At 54.5% G+C, this 17,756-nt stretch carries 17 protein-coding genes; 9 read left to right on the top strand and 8 right to left on the bottom strand.

Annotated features, from left to right (window positions below):
- From B3Z49_RS14650 to B3Z49_RS14640, 3 genes are all read left to right on the top strand, one after another.
- Positions 1-402: hypothetical protein (locus tag B3Z49_RS14650; protein ID WP_296992212.1), on the top strand; the 402-nt coding region annotated here is incomplete at its 5' end.
- An 85-nt stretch (positions 403-487) separates the two neighbouring features.
- A complete protein-coding gene (locus tag B3Z49_RS14645) occupies positions 488-1,015 on the top strand; it encodes a hypothetical protein (protein WP_296992210.1) in 528 nt (175 codons plus the stop codon).
- A 302-nt stretch (positions 1,016-1,317) separates the two neighbouring features.
- A complete protein-coding gene (locus B3Z49_RS14640) occupies positions 1,318-1,596 on the top strand; it encodes a hypothetical protein (RefSeq protein WP_008890871.1) in 279 nt (92 codons plus the stop codon).
- A 48-nt stretch (positions 1,597-1,644) separates the two neighbouring features.
- On the opposite strand, the gene B3Z49_RS14635 is transcribed toward B3Z49_RS14640, so the two are convergent.
- Together B3Z49_RS14635 and B3Z49_RS14630 are read right to left on the bottom strand one after the other, a co-directional pair.
- On the bottom strand, positions 1,645-2,808 hold the full coding sequence (locus B3Z49_RS14635) for a PA0069 family radical SAM protein (protein ID WP_296992207.1): 1,164 nt from the start codon (positions 2,806-2,808) through the stop codon (positions 1,645-1,647).
- 72 nt (positions 2,809-2,880) lie between these two features.
- Complete coding sequence (locus tag B3Z49_RS14630) at positions 2,881-4,539, bottom strand: inverse autotransporter beta domain-containing protein (RefSeq protein ID WP_296992203.1); 1,659 nt, start codon at positions 4,537-4,539, stop codon at positions 2,881-2,883.
- A gap of 354 nt (positions 4,540-4,893) precedes the next feature.
- Between B3Z49_RS14630 and B3Z49_RS14625 the strand changes: the two genes are divergently transcribed.
- A complete protein-coding gene (locus tag B3Z49_RS14625) occupies positions 4,894-5,526 on the top strand; it encodes a LysE family translocator (protein ID WP_064780811.1) in 633 nt (210 codons plus the stop codon).
- 54 nt (positions 5,527-5,580) lie between these two features.
- On the opposite strand, the gene B3Z49_RS14620 is transcribed toward B3Z49_RS14625, so the two are convergent.
- From B3Z49_RS14620 to B3Z49_RS14610, 3 genes are all read right to left on the bottom strand, one after another.
- Positions 5,581-5,739, bottom strand: coding sequence for a hypothetical protein (locus B3Z49_RS14620; RefSeq protein WP_296992200.1), 159 nt, complete (start codon positions 5,737-5,739; stop codon positions 5,581-5,583).
- Position 5,740: 1 nt separating this feature from the next.
- Positions 5,741-7,315 (bottom strand): L-lactate permease, encoded by a 1,575-nt coding sequence (locus B3Z49_RS14615; RefSeq protein WP_296992199.1) that lies wholly within the window; start codon positions 7,313-7,315, stop codon positions 5,741-5,743.
- 180 nt (positions 7,316-7,495) lie between these two features.
- Positions 7,496-8,515, bottom strand: a complete 1,020-nt coding sequence (locus tag B3Z49_RS14610) for an LLM class flavin-dependent oxidoreductase (protein WP_063089959.1) — start codon at positions 8,513-8,515, stop codon at positions 7,496-7,498.
- Between the two features lie 151 nt (positions 8,516-8,666).
- Between B3Z49_RS14610 and B3Z49_RS14605 the strand changes: the two genes are divergently transcribed.
- The gene (locus B3Z49_RS14605) at positions 8,667-9,185 is read left to right on the top strand and encodes an AAA family ATPase (RefSeq protein WP_296992195.1); all 519 of its coding nucleotides are present in this window, start codon (positions 8,667-8,669) and stop codon (positions 9,183-9,185) included.
- A gap of 20 nt (positions 9,186-9,205) precedes the next feature.
- On the opposite strand, the gene B3Z49_RS14600 is transcribed toward B3Z49_RS14605, so the two are convergent.
- Positions 9,206-10,111 (bottom strand): LysR family transcriptional regulator, encoded by a 906-nt coding sequence (locus B3Z49_RS14600; RefSeq protein ID WP_296992193.1) that lies wholly within the window; start codon positions 10,109-10,111, stop codon positions 9,206-9,208.
- 111 nt (positions 10,112-10,222) lie between these two features.
- On the opposite strand from B3Z49_RS14600, the gene B3Z49_RS14595 reads away from it, so the two are divergent.
- A complete protein-coding gene (locus B3Z49_RS14595) occupies positions 10,223-11,581 on the top strand; it encodes an MFS transporter (RefSeq protein WP_296992191.1) in 1,359 nt (452 codons plus the stop codon).
- Positions 11,582-11,646: 65 nt separating this feature from the next.
- On the opposite strand, the gene B3Z49_RS14590 is transcribed toward B3Z49_RS14595, so the two are convergent.
- Positions 11,647-12,645 (bottom strand): cysteine synthase A, encoded by a 999-nt coding sequence (locus tag B3Z49_RS14590; RefSeq protein ID WP_296992189.1) that lies wholly within the window; start codon positions 12,643-12,645, stop codon positions 11,647-11,649.
- 138 nt (positions 12,646-12,783) lie between these two features.
- Positions 12,784-13,395, bottom strand: coding sequence for an NUDIX domain-containing protein (locus B3Z49_RS14585; protein WP_008890862.1), 612 nt, complete (start codon positions 13,393-13,395; stop codon positions 12,784-12,786).
- A 287-nt stretch (positions 13,396-13,682) separates the two neighbouring features.
- On the opposite strand from B3Z49_RS14585, the gene B3Z49_RS14580 reads away from it, so the two are divergent.
- From B3Z49_RS14580 to B3Z49_RS14570, 3 genes are all read left to right on the top strand, one after another.
- Positions 13,683-15,314, top strand: coding sequence for a sensor domain-containing diguanylate cyclase (locus B3Z49_RS14580; RefSeq protein WP_296992187.1), 1,632 nt, complete (start codon positions 13,683-13,685; stop codon positions 15,312-15,314).
- Positions 15,315-15,414: 100 nt separating this feature from the next.
- Complete coding sequence (locus B3Z49_RS14575; protein WP_063089949.1) at positions 15,415-15,924, top strand: GNAT family N-acetyltransferase; 510 nt, start codon at positions 15,415-15,417, stop codon at positions 15,922-15,924.
- Between the two features lie 188 nt (positions 15,925-16,112).
- Positions 16,113-17,573, top strand: a complete 1,461-nt coding sequence (locus B3Z49_RS14570; protein WP_296992185.1) for an aminoacyl-histidine dipeptidase — start codon at positions 16,113-16,115, stop codon at positions 17,571-17,573.
- The last annotated feature ends 183 nt before the right edge of the window (positions 17,574-17,756 follow it).

Here is a 17,756-nt window from a genome sequence, read left to right as displayed (position 1 = left end):
GCGACGGCAGCCCATGGCGTGCCGGGGGCAGGCGAGCCATATTCAGCCAATGGATATACAGGCGATGCCGCATTTTCCGGCGCAGTAGACCCCGGCATGTTCATTACGGGATTTGTTGGCAGTTTTGCCGATCTGGTCGGACGCCTGCAACCGCGTGGCTTTGCCGAGATAATCTTGTTGGCGGCAATCTGGCTGCAATATCGCGATGGCAGGAGTTTTGTAACGCGCGGTGATGTGCGCCGCCTGTTGCGCCGCCAGGATCACCTGCGGATGCCGCGCAATTTTAGCCGGGATTTCCATGCGGCCGTGGCAAGAGGCTACCTTGAAGAAGTCGAGGGCGAGGACGGTTACACCGTTGCAACTGACGGCTTCCGCTGGTTTCGTGATGAGTGTATGAAATAATACAAAAAGTCGAAAAATATATTGACGTTATGTATGTTTGTTGTATCTTTTGGCAGGGACAAACAAAAACGGGTGGGACCAAATCATGAGCGCGTGGGAAGTCAGAAGCAGCTGCCGGGTATGGCGGGGCCGTTATGTCATTCGTGGCGATGTTGATCGTATTGCCAACGACATTGTCGAACTTCAGCAAAACCGGTTCCCGGGGCTTGATGCGGAAAAGGTTTCACTGCGGGTTGTCACCATGGCGGTGATGTCGGTTCTGGCCGAGGAATGCTGCGAAGACGGGGTGACCGCAGCCGAACTTTCCTTCCTTTTGACCACTTGCCTGGGGATGCCGATTTCGCCAACCCGGATTGAACGGGAAATGGAAGGTCTTTCTGGTCTTGTCTGGAGCGGGCAATGGGGTGGTGAAACCCTGTATGTCATGGAAAAACGTGGTTTGCGCTTCTTTGAAAGTGCACGTGCCAGGGCGCTTTGTGAAGATGGAAATGTAAACGCCAAGGACCGCGAAGGTGTTGCCGCCAGCGAAGCACAGGACGCGGTGAATGCCATGATCGATCCCGCCATCATCAGCGAGCCGGCAGTGCATGCCCGCTATCGGGTTGTCAGCTAGGATCTTCGCTTACAGGTCAGGCTATCAATGTTTCGTAGCACCCGCCGGTTTTGCTGGCGGGTGTTTTTATTTGGCTTGGGGTGTGGTCAACAAGCGGCTTGACCAAACGAAAAAAGCGCCATATGCATAAAAGTATGGAAAACATTGTTACACATCAGAACGCCTATTTTACGTCGTGCACATAGCGCGGCGCCTGTTGATGTGTTTGTAAATTAAACCAAGACCGGCTGCCCCAGGGCGGCCTTTGTTTTTTCCATAAACCGGTTTGCCCGAGGTGGCTTCACCAACAAGGAAACCGGAAAATGACCCATATCTCTCTTGCTGATCGCATGCCGACACTTGATTTCACGCCTAACGCCCTGAAAGACGGGATCGGGGTGGTGCCACTTATTTTGATGGCGGGCTTTGCCGAGACCAGTACGGCGGCAAGTGAACTGGTTGCACGCGGTGCTGTCACCATCGAAGGCAAACAGATCATTGATCCTGACCATCATATCCTGAGCTACGCCTTTGATGATGGCGAAGTGCTGCGCCTTACGGTTGGGGGCAAAAGCACGATGCTGATCCGGCGCGCGGACTGAACCGGATGCGGTATCTGTTGCGGGATATGGGCAATGTTGCTGGTGATGTCAGAACAGCGACATTTGCCCGTTCGCGCTGGGACGTTTGAAGCCGCTGCAATCAAGGTTGAGAGACCGGTTGGTCAGGCCATGCTTTTTGCGCGCAGCGTCAAAGCGTTTGGCGATCAGATCGGCAATCGGGCCGGTGCCGCGCATGCGGGTGCCGAACTCCGATTGATAGGTTTGACCATCGCGCATCTGACGGATCAGCGACATCACCTTTGCCTTACGGTCGGGGTAGTGCGTTTCAAGCCATTCTTCGAACAGATCGGCGATTTCAAGCGGCAAGCGCAGAACGATATGGGCAATCGATTGCGCACCGGCGTCCTTGCAGGCTGCAACGATCTTTTCGATCTCCGTATCATTCAGACCCGGAATAACGGGGGCGCACAGGACGGTGACGGGAATGCCGGCATCTGACAGTTTTCGGATGGCCTCAAGCCTGCGGTGTGGGGCAGAGGCACGGGGTTCCAGAAGGTTTGACAGCCGGTGACCAAGGCTTGTGACTGATACGGCCACCGATGCCCGATTTTGTGCGGCCATCGGGGCGATCAGGTCAATGTCACGGGTGACCAATGCACTTTTGGTGATCAGTGAAAACGGATGTTCGCAATCGGCCAGAACTTCAATGATCGACCGCGTCAGTTTCTTGTCACGGTCGACCGGCTGATAGGGATCCGTGCTTGTGCCAATAACAATCGGGGCGGGTTGATAGGCCTTTGATGACAGTTGCTTGCGCAAAAGCTGGGCGGCTTCCGGTTTCCAGAAAAGCCTCGTTTCAAAATCAAGACCGGGCGACAGACCCAGATAGGCATGCGTCGGGCGCGCAAAGCAATAGACACAGCCATGCTCACACCCGCGATAGGGATTGATCGACCGATCAAACGGGACATCCGGGCTTTGATTGCGGGTGATCACAGAACGCGCCCCATCGATACCAAGGGTGGTTTTGGTGCTTGGGGCGTCCTGATCTTCCAACAATGTGCCCAGCCATCCGTCATCAACCGCCTGATGGATATGACGTTCAAATCGCCCGTCAATATTCGAAACAGCCCCGCGTCCCTTTTGTCCGCGGGCGGGCAAGATGTTCAGATCACATTTCGCGTTTGACCATCCATCATCAAAAATGGCGGCGGGGGTGTGGGCGTGGGGTTGGCTGATATTGTTCTTCATACGCTCACAATAAAGAACAAAAGAAGAACATTCAAGCCAAAGCCGATATGTCCATGTTTCTAAGGTATCACGTTATGGACAGGCGCTGCCGTCTACCGCGGTGCCGTCTACCGTGACTGAGCCAGTAACGGTGGGAAGGGTTCCGCCGCCGTCACCACATGGGTTGAGGTTATTGGTGGTGTTACCTGTCCCTGACAGGTTGTTTATGGTTGATGAATTGGCGAAGAATACAAATCGCTTGTCGACGCCTGCTCCGCTCACGGAAAGCTTGTTGTCATCGATACTGATGTTGGAATTGTTGCCGATAATCGCCAGGAATCGGGCACCATTTGCATTGGAGGTAACGGATGAAACATTATTCTTGATCGTAACATCCTGGCTGTCTCTGATTATGATAGCGCCTGCGGTTGAGTTGACGTTCTGCGTTGTCAGTTTGTTGTTCCGAATGGTAACATTCTGCTTTCCTTCGATGTGGACGATGTATGCTGACCCGGTTGTTGTGTTAACGTTCGCGGTCACACCAATCAGGCTGCTGTTATCGGCCATGTTAAAGAAACGCTTACCACCGCCGGCGCTGCCATTGCTTCCCTCGCCCGAGATTGATGCATCCGGAATGGTGACCGTAACAGACCGTCCCGTCGGGGTTTTGATGTCGAGTGCGCCACCCCCGACAATTGTTTGTCCATTCTGAACCGTTGTGACGGAATCTATATCGATGTAATTGCCACTCAGGATCACGGTGGAATTGGCACCTGCATTGGCAATTTCAGTTGCAAAGTTCGTCGCCGATGTCGAGTTGCTGTTCAGAACTGTGATCGTTTTCCCATCCGCAGTCTGGGTGATTTCACTTGCTTCTGAAAACTGTCCGGCCAGACTGACCACATCTATATCGCGAATGATGGGATCAGTCATGCGCCGTTCCATCGCGCTCAGGCGGGGTTTCGGCGTATCGCCGAAGCCTTGCAACGGGATACGAAGGCGGAAGCTGGCAAAGCCCTGCGTGCCCCGTGGGCTGTCATGCTGAATTTCTGCCCCGAGGGAAAAGCGTGACCCTCCCCACAAAAAGGGAACTTCATCAAAGGTCAGGTCCAGTCGCCCACGCGGACCCTGTACCGTATCAACACCGTCTTCCGTAAAGCGATAGCCACCGGCATAGGCACGGAGTTGCTGTCCGGCATCAGTCGCAAATAATGGAATGCGCCAGCCAATTTCCCCGTCAAAACCACGTAATGCGCGTTCTTCACCCTGATTGTACATCAAGGAGGTGCCGCTCACATCAACAGTACTGAGGCTGTCTTCCATGTATTGTGTCGTGCCAATCGGGACATAGGCATTGGCGCGAAAATCCCAATCAAGCGACAGGGCCTCTGCGCCGAAGGTCAATTGGTTGAATTTGTTGCCATATGGGCTGTGGCGGCGGTCAAAATACCCATAGCCGCCAATGTTCCATCCCGAATCAAGCATCTGACGGATGCCAAGACCGAAGTTCCCTTCGTGGCTGTTACTGTCATCCATCCGGGCGCGAAGGCTGGTGAAGGTCAGTGTGTCCTCATCCTGCCAAAGCGGAATGAAAAGGTCCGTCTCGCCAAGGTTACGATCCGTTCCGCCTTTGCCTTCCAGGTCAATATGGGAACCCCATTTAGGACCCGCCGTTTCGGCGTTACCAAGCGTGAAGGCAAGCAGGAGGGGGGCGCAAAGGGCGATGGAGCGGATGGATCGGGTAACGTGCATGTTTAACCTAGTCAGCAGGGCTCACATTGCGCCTGCTGGGGCAGGCACATTGCCAAGACTTCAGAAGATTTTACTCGTGGGGAGTTCGTGCCCCGCCGTTGCATGGCTTTTGCCATATTGATTTTTATTGCACCGACCGTAGTGCCGCCTGATCCTGCCGGCTACTTCTATTCTTTATCATTTTCCCAGAAGTTATCATTTTCCTGATCCCGGCAGGCTGACCGGACCGGGCAGGGAAAATGTATGGTCACAATGATTTTCTTGTTGGTTGATCAAGGCGGGATATAGTCAAGGCAAGGTGCGAAACGTCATCAGTCAATGCGCACCGTTTGATCATTTGCAAAGGATCGCCCCATGGATTGGTCACAGGTTTTGAGTTTTGCGCTGGTTGCGTCACTGCTTGTTATGTCGCCAGGCCCCAATGGTGTACTGGTCGCCAAGACCGTGCCGACATCAGGACGTATGGCCGGGATGGCCAATGTGGCCGGATTTGTGACGGCCTTTTACCTGCACGGGACTTTGTCGATCCTTGGTATTTCGGTCATCCTCGTGCAATCGGCACAGGCCTTCATGATCGTGAAGTTTTTGGGGGCAGCTTATCTGTGTTGGGTAGGGTTCAAGGCATTGCGTGATGCCTGGCGCGGGGTGAAAACGGTTGCCGAAGTATCACCGGCAAAGCGCAAACGCACCCTGATCAAGGCCTATGGCGAGGGATTTCTGACCAATGCGCTGAACCCGAAAGTCTCGATATTCTATCTGGCAGCGTTTCCGCAATTCATCCCGGTGGGAGAGGGGGCGGTGACCTCGGCCTTCATGCTGGTGTGCTTGCATGCGGCGATCAACGCCATCTGGTTTGCAGCCATGATCATGTTGCTGGCACGCCTGACCCGCTTTGCCGGGAGTGGTCGTTTCCAACGTGCGCTCAAGGCAACCACCGGTGCAGTATTCATTGCCTTTGGCGTCAAGCTGGCAGCCCTTCGCCCATAAGGTTTGCCCAAGATATTCAGATAAGCCCGTCGGTCAGATTGATCGGCGGGCTTTTTATTTGCGCACGACAATCAGTGCCATGACAGCACAGAACAGCGCAAACAGGATGTCGCTTGCAGCGATGTTGTCTGTCACCAGTGCTTCAAACGCCGCGATTGGCAGAATGATTGAGTTCAGGACCAGAAAGACCGGGTTAAACAGCTTGTTTTTCATGTTACACGCCCCCGTTCATTGTCGTGATCAGAAGGATACCCAGCGCCATGAAACCGCATAGTGCGGTCAGGATGACACCGGTTTTAAGAACGACCGACAGCACTGGTCCTTCCTTGCCCGACAACCCGACAGTCGAGCAGCCAACCAGAATTTTTGACGGGGCCAGCATGCTGCCAAGTGATGCCCCCGTTGCCTGGGCGGCCAGAACAAGGGCAGTTGAAAGGCCGGAAAGTTCAGCGGTGTGACGCTGGAACATGCCAAAGACAACATTGGAATTATTCGTGCTGCCGGTCATGAAGGCACCAAGGGCACCAATTGCTGGTGCAATCACCGGATAGGCAATGGCAAAGGCCCCGGAAAAGACCGCAGCGCCGCCTTCGGCCAGGGCATAGGTCATGCCCGCATGGTCCATTATGATGGCAAGACCGATCACCGGCACCATGCCGATGCTGGTCGGAAGACCGCTTTTCAGCGTGCGTTGCCAGATACGTTTGCCAATCCCGTCATCGTAATGACCGCGCAGCTTAAAGAAGGTAAAGCTGATGGCGGCGGTATAAATCAAAAGCGCGCCCGGATGGCCAAAGATCGCAATGGCCTTGGCACTTTCGGCTTCGATTACCCAACCGGTTGCCGTGGCGGTTTCCGGGAAATCAAGCGTGAAGCGGATCTTGCCAAGCAGCATCTCGACCGCTGGAACAAAGGTCGCCATGGTGACCAATACGATAAACACCAGATAAGGCGTCAGTGCCTCGATCAAGGGCATGTGCTGATGATCATCGGCAACCTGCTCAGCGACATCATCGGGATGCGGTTTCCAGAACCTTGTCACAATGATGGAGGCGACAAGCCCGGCGATCCCGGCGGTCAGGCCACCCAGCGTCCAGACACCGTAATTGGCCATGAAATACTGCACGACGCCCATGACGCCGGAAATCAGGACCAGCGGCACAATACGGCGGCGAATGGTGCGGAACCCGCCATCCAGCCACAAAACAGCGGCCCCGCACATAAAGCCCGACAGGCCCAAAAGGATCGCCGAATAATGGGTCAGTTCAGTACCCGGAATGCCGGTAACACCAATCAATGCCTCGAACGAGGTTGCCATATTGCCAAACAGAACCGACCAGCTATGGCCGATCATCGGTGCGGCAACCGCCAACACCGGCGAGAAACCCATGCCCAGCAAAAGCGGTGCAACGACGGCAATCGGAACGCCGAAGCCTGCCACACCCTGAAGGAAGCTTGCGAACACATAGCCCAATATCAAAAGCTGTAGAGGGCGGTCATCCGTGAGTGATCGAATGGCACGCCCGATGGTTTTGATCGCGCCGGCTTCTTCGGCTGCGAAATACAGGATCAATGCCGCCCAGACGATATAAAGTATGTAAAGGGCCAGCATCACGCCCTTGGCCTGGGCGATGATCAGCATATCGGTCGGTGCGCCAAAGAAGAATACTGCCAGGATAACGGTGACAAACCAGGCAGCCGCACCAGCACGCGCAGCGCCCCAGTTGACCTTGATCATCAGAAACAGAATGGTCGCAATTGGCAGGGCTGCCAGCAGGAAGTTGGTCATGAAGGGCGCACCATAACCTTTTGAAACAAGGGGCTATCGTTGAAGTCTTCAACGGGACGCGCATATTGTCCGACCAATGATGCAAGCGCAAGTGGTGTGTTCTGGTATTTCGTATGATGAAAGCAAAATGCCGGATTCACGAGGAACCCGGCATTTGCGAAAACAAGGTGTCACTTGGTCTTAGGCGCAGTCTTTGTTCTCGGACTTTGCATTCATTTCGCCAAACAGCTCGGCAGCGATTTCAAAGGATTTCAGGCGTGCCGTCTGATCATAGATGTTGGCAGTGACCATGATTTCGTCGGCCTTGGTCATGTAGGCAAATTCGCGCAGTTTCTTGCGCACCGTATCGCGCCCGCCAATCGCGGCATAGCGCATGGCGTGATCCACACCGGCCTTTTCAACGCGGTTCCATATTTCGCTCATATCCTTGACCGGTTTTGGCAATTGGCCCGGTGTCCCGCGCCGCAAATTAAGGAACTGCTGCTGCATCGAGGTGGCCAGATATTCGCCTTCCTCGTCGGTATCAGCGGCAAAGAAGCCCATCGCGGCAACCGCGTAAGGTTTATCAAGGGCTTCGCTTGGCTCAAACCGGTTGCGATAAAGGGTCAGCGCATCCATCAGCATGTCGGGCGCAAAGTGCGATGCAAAGGCAAAGGGCAGGCCAAGACGGGCGGCAAGGTCAGCTGAAAACAGGCTGCTGCCTAGAAGCCACATCGGGACCTGCGATCCATAGCCCGGCACGGCCCGGATCGGCGGGTTGCCTTCAAGCGGGGCAAGGAATGCCTGAACCTGCAAGACATCCTGAATGAAGCGTTCCTCAGACCCATGCATGTCACGGCGAAGGGCAGCGGCGGTGCGTTGATCCGTGCCTGGTGCGCGGCCAATTCCGAGATCAATGCGGCCCGGATGAAGCGCATCAAGGGTGCCAAACTGTTCGGCAATCACCAGCGGCGCATGGTTGGGCAGCATGACGCCACCTGATCCGACGCGGATGGTCTTGGTGCCCGCCGCGACGTGGGCCATGACAACAGACGTCGCCGCACTGGCGATGCCCGGCATGTTGTGGTGTTCGGCCAGCCAATAACGATGATAGCCAAGCTTTTCGGCATGTTGGGCGAGTGTCAGCGTATTTCGCAACGCATCAGAGGGATGTTCACCCGCATTTACCGGGCAAAGATCAAGAAGGGAATATCTTAGCATAGCCAGACTTTCGGTTTGGCGCGGGCATCACAGAAATAGACTTCAGCGGCGCGCCTGATTTCACAGTTGGCATTAATCTAGCGTGAATGAACCATCTTGCCAGTCCCTAACTGGAATGTTCATATACAGGCACAATCAAGGGACGTTGAAAATGTTGATTATTCTTGGTGGATTGCCCGGTGTCGGCAAAACGTCAATTGCCAGATTGGCGGCTCAGGAACTTGGCGCGATCCATCTGCGAATTGATACAATCGAGCAGGCGGTTATTGATTGCGGTGTCGTGCCATCCGATGAAATGGGCCCGGTTGGGTATGTCGCTGCAAACCGGATCGCGACAGATAATTTGCGCCTTGGCCACCTTGTGATCGGCGATGCGGTCAATCCGATCGAATTATCCCGCGCCGCGTGGCGAGAAGCCGCGATAATCGCAGACAAGCCTTTTGTGCAGATTGAACTGATTTGTTCTGATGTTGATGAGCATCGTTACCGGGTTGAAACCCGAAAGGGTGACATAGCAAACCTGAAACTTCCCGACTGGCAAAAGGTCTGTGATCGTGAATATCACCCCTGGCCGGATGTGGATCTGGTGATTGATACTGCTGCTCAATCGCTTTGTGATTCTTCTGACATACTTGTTGGTTTTGTTCGGGAGAAGATCGCCAGTATCTGAATTAAAACATAGCTATTCGTCTATTCATCAATGCTTGGCTGTCTGTGGGCGGCGAGCGTACGGCTGACGAAATTGCGAAGAGCAATCGAGATATCATTGCTGCGATAGGCCAGTGAAAGCTGGGCAATGGGCACTTCGCCTTCGATTTCGCGATAGGCGACACCCTTGGCCTGAAGCTGCGTCATCGGTTTGGGAACCAGTGAAAAGCCGAGCTCGGCCGCAACGAAATTGATCACCGATCCAAGCTGTGGTGCGATCTGGCCCATTTGAGGTTCAAACCCGGCGTCCCGACAGGCGGTGACGACCTTGTCGTAATGGGTTGGGCCGACCGCGCGCGGGGTCAGGATCAGGGCCTCGTCGCGCAGTTCCGATAGGGCGACCTTTTCACGTTGGGCGGCCGGGTGACCGGAGGGGAGGACAAGCACCATCGGTTCGCTTGAAATCACATGCAGGCGAATGCCATCGCCTGCAATCGTATCTTGTCGCAGGAACACCGCATCAAGACGTTCATCGCGCAGGCCGGCGACAAGTTGGGCGGAGTTGGCTTCTTCGAGTGTCATCTCAACGCTGGGGTAACTGCGCCGGAAGTCACGGAAGACGCGTGGGACAGACGGGCTGAATGCGGCGGACGCCGTGAATCCCACCCGGATCGATCCGACTTCGCCGCGCCCGGCACGTTGGGCGGCACGAATGGCGCGCTCTGCCAGATCGGGGAACTGTGCAACGATTTCAAGAAACGCCGTTCCGGCCTCTGTCAGTTCGGCGCCATGGGGGACGCGATGAAACAGGGCCGTGCCGATTTCATTTTCCAGATCGCGGATTTGCTGACTAAGCGGTGGCTGTCCGATGCCGATGCGGGCCGCAGCACGTGTAAAATTTCCCTCGCGGGCGACGGCAAGGAAGTAGCGGATATGGCGCAGTTCCATTGATGGTATATCCAAAATATATCAAAAACGACACTTCCATATATTGGACGGATAGGCGCGATAGTGCAATCATAAGCGTCACCCCACGAACCATTCCAAAAGAGGTCGCAAATGTCTGTTTCCCGGGACACTGACCCAGAACAACATTCTGATAGTGCTGCTGATACGGCGTCATCTGATGCAACGCCTCCCATACGTTCGCAAAGCCCGCTCGCGTCCACCAACGCAAATGCCTCTGCCGATCCGGTGTGGATTAAACCGGGATCGGCCGCATTTCGCCGTATCAGCATTGCACTGTTTTTGGCCGGATACGCGACCTTTTCGCTGATTTACTGTGTGCAGCCACTGTTGCCGGAACTTGCAAGCCACTTTGTGGTTGGGCCAGCTGAAAGCTCGCTTGCACTCTCGTTGACCACCGGGTTTCTGGCCTTTGCCATTTTGTTGGCCGGTGCGGTGTCCGAGGCCGTCGGGCGCAAGCAGCTGATGCTGATTTCTATCTGCGTGGCATCTGTTTTGAACCTGATCGCGCCATTTCTGTCCGACTGGCACGCCTTTCTTGTTGTGCGTGCACTGGAAGGCCTGATGCTGGGCGGGGTTCCGGCCGTTGCCATGGCTTATTTGGCCGAGGAAATAGATCCCAAGGGCCTTGGGATGGCGATGGGCATCTATATCAGCGGGACGGCGATCGGGGGCCTGAGTGGCCGTGTCGTGATCGGTTTCCTGACCGATCTTTTCGGCTGGCACATTGCCCTTGGCGCGATGGGGGCCTTGGGCCTTGTCGCGGCCCTTGGGTTTGCCGTTCTGTTGCCGGCATCCCGGAACTTTGTCCGGCGTCCCGGTTTTCAGGTGGGCTATCACCTGCGCGCCTGGGGCGGGCATCTCAAACATGCGGGCTTGCCGTTCGTGTTCCTGATCGGTGCCTTTGCCATGGGCTGCTTCGTGACGGTGTTTAACTATGTCGGTTTCCGTCTTTCGGATGCGCCCTATGGCCTGTCGCAAAGTCAGATTGGCTTGATCTTTGTGGTCTATCTGTGCGGGTCGGTGACCTCATCGATTGCCGGTGCGTTGTCTGACAAGATCGGACGTGGCCCGGTCCTGGTGGTGGGGCTGTTGTTGGCGGCCCTCGGTGTCGGACTGACCGTCTCTGACAGCCTGTCGGTGATCATTGGCGGGATTGTCATCCTGACCAGTGGCTTTTTCGTTGCCCATTCGATTGCCAGTGGCTGGGTCGGGCGGCTTGCCGAAACGGCCAAGGGGCATGCGTCGTCACTGTATCTTCTGGCCTATTATTTGGGATCAAGCATCATGGGATCGGTGGGTGGCTGGTTCTGGGATCAGGGCGGATGGAACGCGGTTGCGGGCTTTGCCGGATCTCTGTTGCTTTGCGCACTGTTATGCGGGCTTTACCTTTGGGGGCGCGCGGCAAAGGTTGTGCGTCAGTCACAAACCCGGGTTGCCAGAACGGCCTGATCAAAACAAAAACCCCCGCCATGATGGACGGGGGTTTTATCTTTTTGGATGGCTTTGTGTCGGGCCTAGAGCCAATTAGGCGTTGGAAGGCCTTTTTCCTTAAGGAAGGCCGGGTTCCAAAGCTTGCTCTGATAGCGGGTGCCAAGGTCACAAAGAATGGTGACAATGGTTTTGCCCGGACCGAGTTCACGGGCGAGGCGTACGGCACCGGCGACGTTGATACCGGTCGAGCCACCCATGCACAGACCTTCTTCCTTGAGCAGGTCAAAGACGATCGGCAGCATTTCCTCGTCCGAGATCTGGAACGGGTGATTGATCTCAACACCTTCAAGGTTGGCAGTAATACGACCCTGACCGATCCCCTCTGAGATCGAGCTGCCTTCGGATTTCAGTTCACCGAATTTGTAGTGGCTGTAAAGGGCCGCACCCATCGGATCGGCAAGGCCGATCTGGATGTTTTTGTTGCGATCCTTAAGCGCCATCGAAACACCGGCAAGTGTGCCGCCGGTACCAACCGCACAGATAAAGCCATCCACCTTGCCGTCGGTTTGTTCCCAGATTTCCGGGGCGGTGGTGTCGATGTGACCCTGACGGTTGGCGACGTTGTCAAACTGGTTTGCCCAGATTGCGCCATTCGGTTCGGACTGTGCGAGTTCTTCGGCCAAACGGCGCGAAACATGCACATAGTTGTTCTGATCGCGATAGGGGACAGCCGGAACTTCGCGCAGATCCGCACCGAGAAGCCGCAGCAGGTCTTTCTTTTCCTGGCTTTGGGTTTCCGGGATGACGATCACGGTGCGATAGCCCAGCGCATTGCCGACAACGGCAAGACCGATGCCGGTGTTGCCAGCCGTACCTTCGACGATGACGCCGCCCGGTTTCAGAAGACCGCGCGCCTCGGCGTCGCGAATGATGGCAAGGGCAGCACGGTCCTTGACCGACCCGCCCGGGTTTGCGTATTCCGCCTTGCCAAGAATGGTGCAGCCCGTCAGCTCGGAAACCTTTTTAAGCTTCACAAGCGGGGTGCGGCCAATGGCTTCGATGGTGCCATTGCGAATGTCCATGACAGACTCCAAACATGGTGATTTCAAATGTGTTTGATAGTTGATTGGTCTTTTTGCACACAAAAGTCAAGGCAGATTAAAAAATATAACGTAAAGTTTGTGTGATTACTGTTTTTCTGATTAATCACTTCGGCATCCTCAAGCCTCTGAATTCTGCCGAAGTCGGTCGCGGTTTAGCATCAGCCACTGAACGGCGATGGTCGTCATTGCATTGCAGAGTTGTCCATTCTGCAACATGGCAAAGCATTCTTCGGCCGATACTGTGAAGACGCGGATATCTTCACCTTCCTCGGCGACGCCATGCAGCCCGCCAACATTGGTGGTATCGACCTGGCCGTAAAAGAGATGGACCGTTTCAGTCGAACAGCCCGGTGTTACGTAATAATGCGAAATCAGTTCGGGCGATCCGATAAGTTCGCATCCGGCTTCTTCAAACGTTTCACGGCGTGCAACATCTTCGGCCGTTTCGCCGTCTTCTATGATGCCTGCAACGATTTCGGTCAGCCAGATCGGCATTTTTGGATCGCTGTCGTTGACAGAAATCGCGCCGGGGCGGAATTGTTCAATCAGTACAACTTCATCGCGGACCGGGTCATAGGGCAGGACGGCAACAGCATGGCCGCGTTCCAGGACTTCGCGTTGCAAGACAGGGCTTTGACCACCATCAAATCGGTCATGTTGCAACTGATAGACATCAATCTTGCAGTAACCGTCCCAGCTTCGATTTTTGGCAATTATTTTAAATTTCATTTCTGTCACGGTGTTTCTCCCGGAAAATGTGCCATTGTCGATCTATTCAGTTGATTTATCGTTGCTCTTAATATTTTGTAGTTCTTATATATTCGGGCTGATCTGCTGTTATTTGATAGCATGATGTTTCTCGTCGTGACCATATTTGCCGGGGCGAGGGTGGCATCCGTCGGTTTCAATTGCATCAAAACTGATGTAATCTTTCGAATATGGTGCGCAGAGAAACAAGTCTTAGATAACTGTGCTTTCATTCAGGGTTTAGATGTGTCGGGGGATACAGGACGTTGATGCGGTTCGAACCAACAGAAATCGCACGTCTGTATGGGCGGTCACGCGTAGGCGTTGTTGTACACAAGGATCTCGAAGCTGTGTATGTCAACGATGCCTATGCGAAAATGCTGGGCCGTCGCGATGTCTCGGACTTTATGAGCGACCCTGACATGCGTCAGTATATCCCGCCAAGTTTCCATCACGAGGCGGACAAGCTTTCCAACAGTTTCCAGAAAAGCAGCGGTTTCCACGGCTGGAAGAAAGTCTACAACATCCGGACGGATGGAACGCCGGTCTGGATGGAAATCAGTGACGAGACCGTCGAATGGGAAGGCGGTAATGCGGTCCTTACCACAGCACAGATGATTGATAATGGTACGACTGCGATGCAGGTCGACCATATGCTGGGTCGGTCTTTTATTGGTGTCATGGTCCATCGCCACATGACTGCATTGTACGTTAATGAGAGCTTTGCCCGCCTGATGGGGGCAAAGGACGTCAGTGCCTTTATGGAAAATCCGAATATTCTTCGCTTTATCCCCGATGAAAACCGTCCGCGCGCAATTCGCCATGTCGCGGCAATTCTAAGCGGCGAACGACGTGGCGACCGGCACCGTGTGCGCGATATTCTCGATGATGGCAGTTCGGTCTGGCGTGATCTGACAGATGAACGCATTCTTTGGTATGACGGCAAGCCTGCGATCCTGACGACTGCCCATGACGTTCGCGACGAAGTCGAAATGCATCAGCAACTTGTTCGGGCCAAAGCAAGCCTTGAACAGGCGGTTACCGAAGTCATCCGGATGGTGCCGTCGGCTGTCGCGATGCTTGATGACAAGCTTGAGGTTATTCATTTCAATCACGAGTTTTCGCGTCTTTTCGGCGGAGAAACAACGGATGGCTCCGAGCCGGTCTTTGATATTTCGGCACTGCATGAATGTTGTGCCGAGATGATGCGAAACGGGCATGGCCATGCCAATATCGACGAAATGCAAACACCATCGGGCCGTCTGGCCGACATCCGCATGAACATGATGGATGATGGCGGTGTCATGGTGTCGGCGACTGATATTACCGATCACAAGCGCAAGGAGCAGATGCTGGATACCTTGGCGTCAACCGATGCGTTGACCCGTGCGCTTAACCGTCGCGGTTTTGAAAGTGCGGTCAGCAGATTGCGGGAAATTCGTCATCTCAAGGATAAAAGCTGGCTGTTCGGGTTGATCGTTCTTGATCTTGATTACTTTAAGGATGTGAATGATACCCATGGGCATGCGGTGGGCGACCGGGTTCTTGAGAGGGTTGCCGATACCTTGCGTCAGGCGTTGCGTGACGACGATCTTGTCGTTCGTTTGGGTGGTGAGGAATTTGCAGTGTTGCTGCCATCTGCGACTGCGGCGGTCACCAAACGCATTGGCGAGCGTTTGTCGAACATGATCCGTGAAATCAGGGTGCCAATCGACAAGTCCGGTACGGAGTATGTCAATGTCACGGCCAGCTTTGGCGCAACCGTTGGCGGCGAGGGCCGGCAAAAATTCATCGAACTATCAGAAGCAATGAAGATCGCAGACGAAGCAATGTACGCTGCCAAGGATGCCGGACGTGATCAACTTGTCTTTCGCTTCGCCGGGCAAGAACAAGATAGCTGATCACGGGATCATCGATTATCATCGCCTTCCATAATGTTTTCCTGACATTCGATGCCGCACCTGTTTGGTAGTTGCGTGGCAGTTTCTGTGCGAGGCCGTAATGCGTGTTCGTTCCATGACCGTTTCTGATGCTGATCGTGTTGTTGAAATTTATGGGCAGGCCATCAAATCGGGCCATGCCACTTTTCAGGAAAATCCGGGAACCTGGGAAGACTGGGATCAGGGGCATTTGCCGGAATGCCGGCTAGTTGCCTGCGACGACAATGACATTGTCATTGGCTGGGCCGGGTTATCTGGCGTTTCAAATCGCTGTGTCTATCGCGGGATTGCCGAGATATCGGTCTATGTTGACCCCAATCACCACGGGAAGGGTATTGGCAAAGCGCTGCTTTCAGCCTTGATTGCTGCCAGCGAGGAAAATGGTATCTGGTCGCTTGAGGCCGGTATTTTTCCGGAAAATGAAGCAAGCCTTGTCCTGCATAAGGCATTGGGCTTCGAGATCGTCGGCCGTAAGCGCGGACTTGGGCGCATGGGCTATGGGCCGTTGGCCGGACAATGGCGCGATGTCATGCTGTTGCAGCGCCGCAGTCAGGTCGTTGGTGTCGACTAACTTAAAATCATATTGCGCATTTTTCCTCTTTGCGTGCGCAAACTGCGCGCGGAATGCATTTTTTTCGAATTTGTATGTGGCGTGGTCGAAAACGTCCTTGGCACGCTTTAAATTCGCGCGGCAATAAGGTAATCAACAGGTCTGGGTAAGTGAGAACCCGTAGACGAAAATTTGCCAGGAGCGCCACCGTGAACGAGATCCGTAAAATTGCGCCTGTCGCAATCTGGGACAATTTCCAGAAACTTTGCGATACACCGCGTCCGTCCAATAAAGAAGAAGCTGTTCTGAAGCTTCTGGAAAAGATGGCCGATGACAAGGGGCTTGCGCATTTCCGCGACAGCGGTGGCAACCTTGTTGTGTCCGTTCCGGCGACTGCTGGCTTTGAAGACCGCAAAATGGTGATCTTGCAGTCCCATGTAGACATGGTGACCCAGGCCAATTCCGGATCGACCCACAATTTCGACACCGACCCGATCCGCATGGTGATGGATGGGGAATGGATTACTGCCGATAATACCACCCTTGGTGCCGATAACGGCATCGGTGCGGCGGCAATGATGGGTTTCATGACCGAAGACGGTCTTGAACACGGTCCGCTTGAACTTCTGTTCACGGTTGATGAAGAACGCGGCCTGACCGGTGCGATGAACCTGGAACCCGGCCGCCTTAAGGGTGAAATCCTTCTCAACCTTGATACCGAAGACGAGTACGAGCTTTGTGTTGGCTGTGCTGGCGGCGGTGATCTGGTCGCAAGCTATGATTACAGCGAAGAAGCCGTCGGGGCAGGGCAGGTGGCCCGCGATATCGCATTGACTGGTTTGAAAGGTGGCCATTCCGGCATCGACATCATCCTTGGTCTTGGCAATGCCAACAAACTGATGGCACGTTTCCTGCGTACTGCGATCCGTGATTTTGATGCGCGCATTGTTAAAATCAATGCCGGGACCGCCCGCAACGCCATCCCGCGGGAGTCGTTTGCGACCATCGTTCTGCCGGAAGGCAAGGTTTCTGATTTCGATGCAGCATTGAATGCTTTTGCCAGCGACATCAAAGATGAAATCGGCGCGATTGAACCGAAATTTACCATTGCCGCAACCAATGCAGAAGTTCCAGCGAAGGCAATGAGCGCAAAAGACTCCAAGGCGTTCAACAATGCCTGTGTCGGTGCGCCGAACGGTGTTCAGGCCATGAGTACCTCAGTCGAAGGCGTTGTCGAAACCTCGATCAATCTGGCGATCGTCACGCTTGGCGAAGGTAAAGCCAAGGTGACGCTGTCAGCACGTAGCTCGATCAATTCTGCGCGTGATGCCATGCGTGAAGTCGCAACAGCGGTATTTGAGAATATCGGCGCATCTGTTGCCTGGGGCGATGCCTATCCGGGCTGGAAGCCCGATGCCAACAGCGAAGTGGTCAACCTGATGAAGGCGGTTCACAAGGACATGTTTGGCAAGGAGCCGGAAATTCGCGTCATTCACGCCGGTCTTGAATGCGGCGTACTGGGATCGAAATACCCGCACTGGGACATGGTATCGTTCGGTCCGACCATCAAACGCGCGCACAGCCCGGATGAATGTGTTCATGTGCCAAGCGTTGCGCGCTTCTGGGATTATCTGCTGGCTGCGCTGAAGGCGATCCCGGCCAAGGGATAAGGTCTTAATCGAATTTGATGACGTTGATGCGACTGATCGGGAAACCGGTCAGTCGCATTTGTTTTCAGCACACCACGCATCGCGGGCATCAGAACCATTTCCCGGGACCAGTGCGTCAAGATTCACAAAGCCGTTTTCACCGATGCTGGTTTCGATTTCGATCCAGAATCCCTGACTGTCGCC

The organism is Thalassospira sp. UBA1131 (assembly GCF_002311515.1).
Taxonomy (GTDB): domain Bacteria; phylum Pseudomonadota; class Alphaproteobacteria; order Rhodospirillales; family Thalassospiraceae; genus Thalassospira.
The sequence above is the reverse complement of the archived record's forward strand: the minus strand, read 5'-3'. Positions and strand labels throughout refer to the sequence as shown.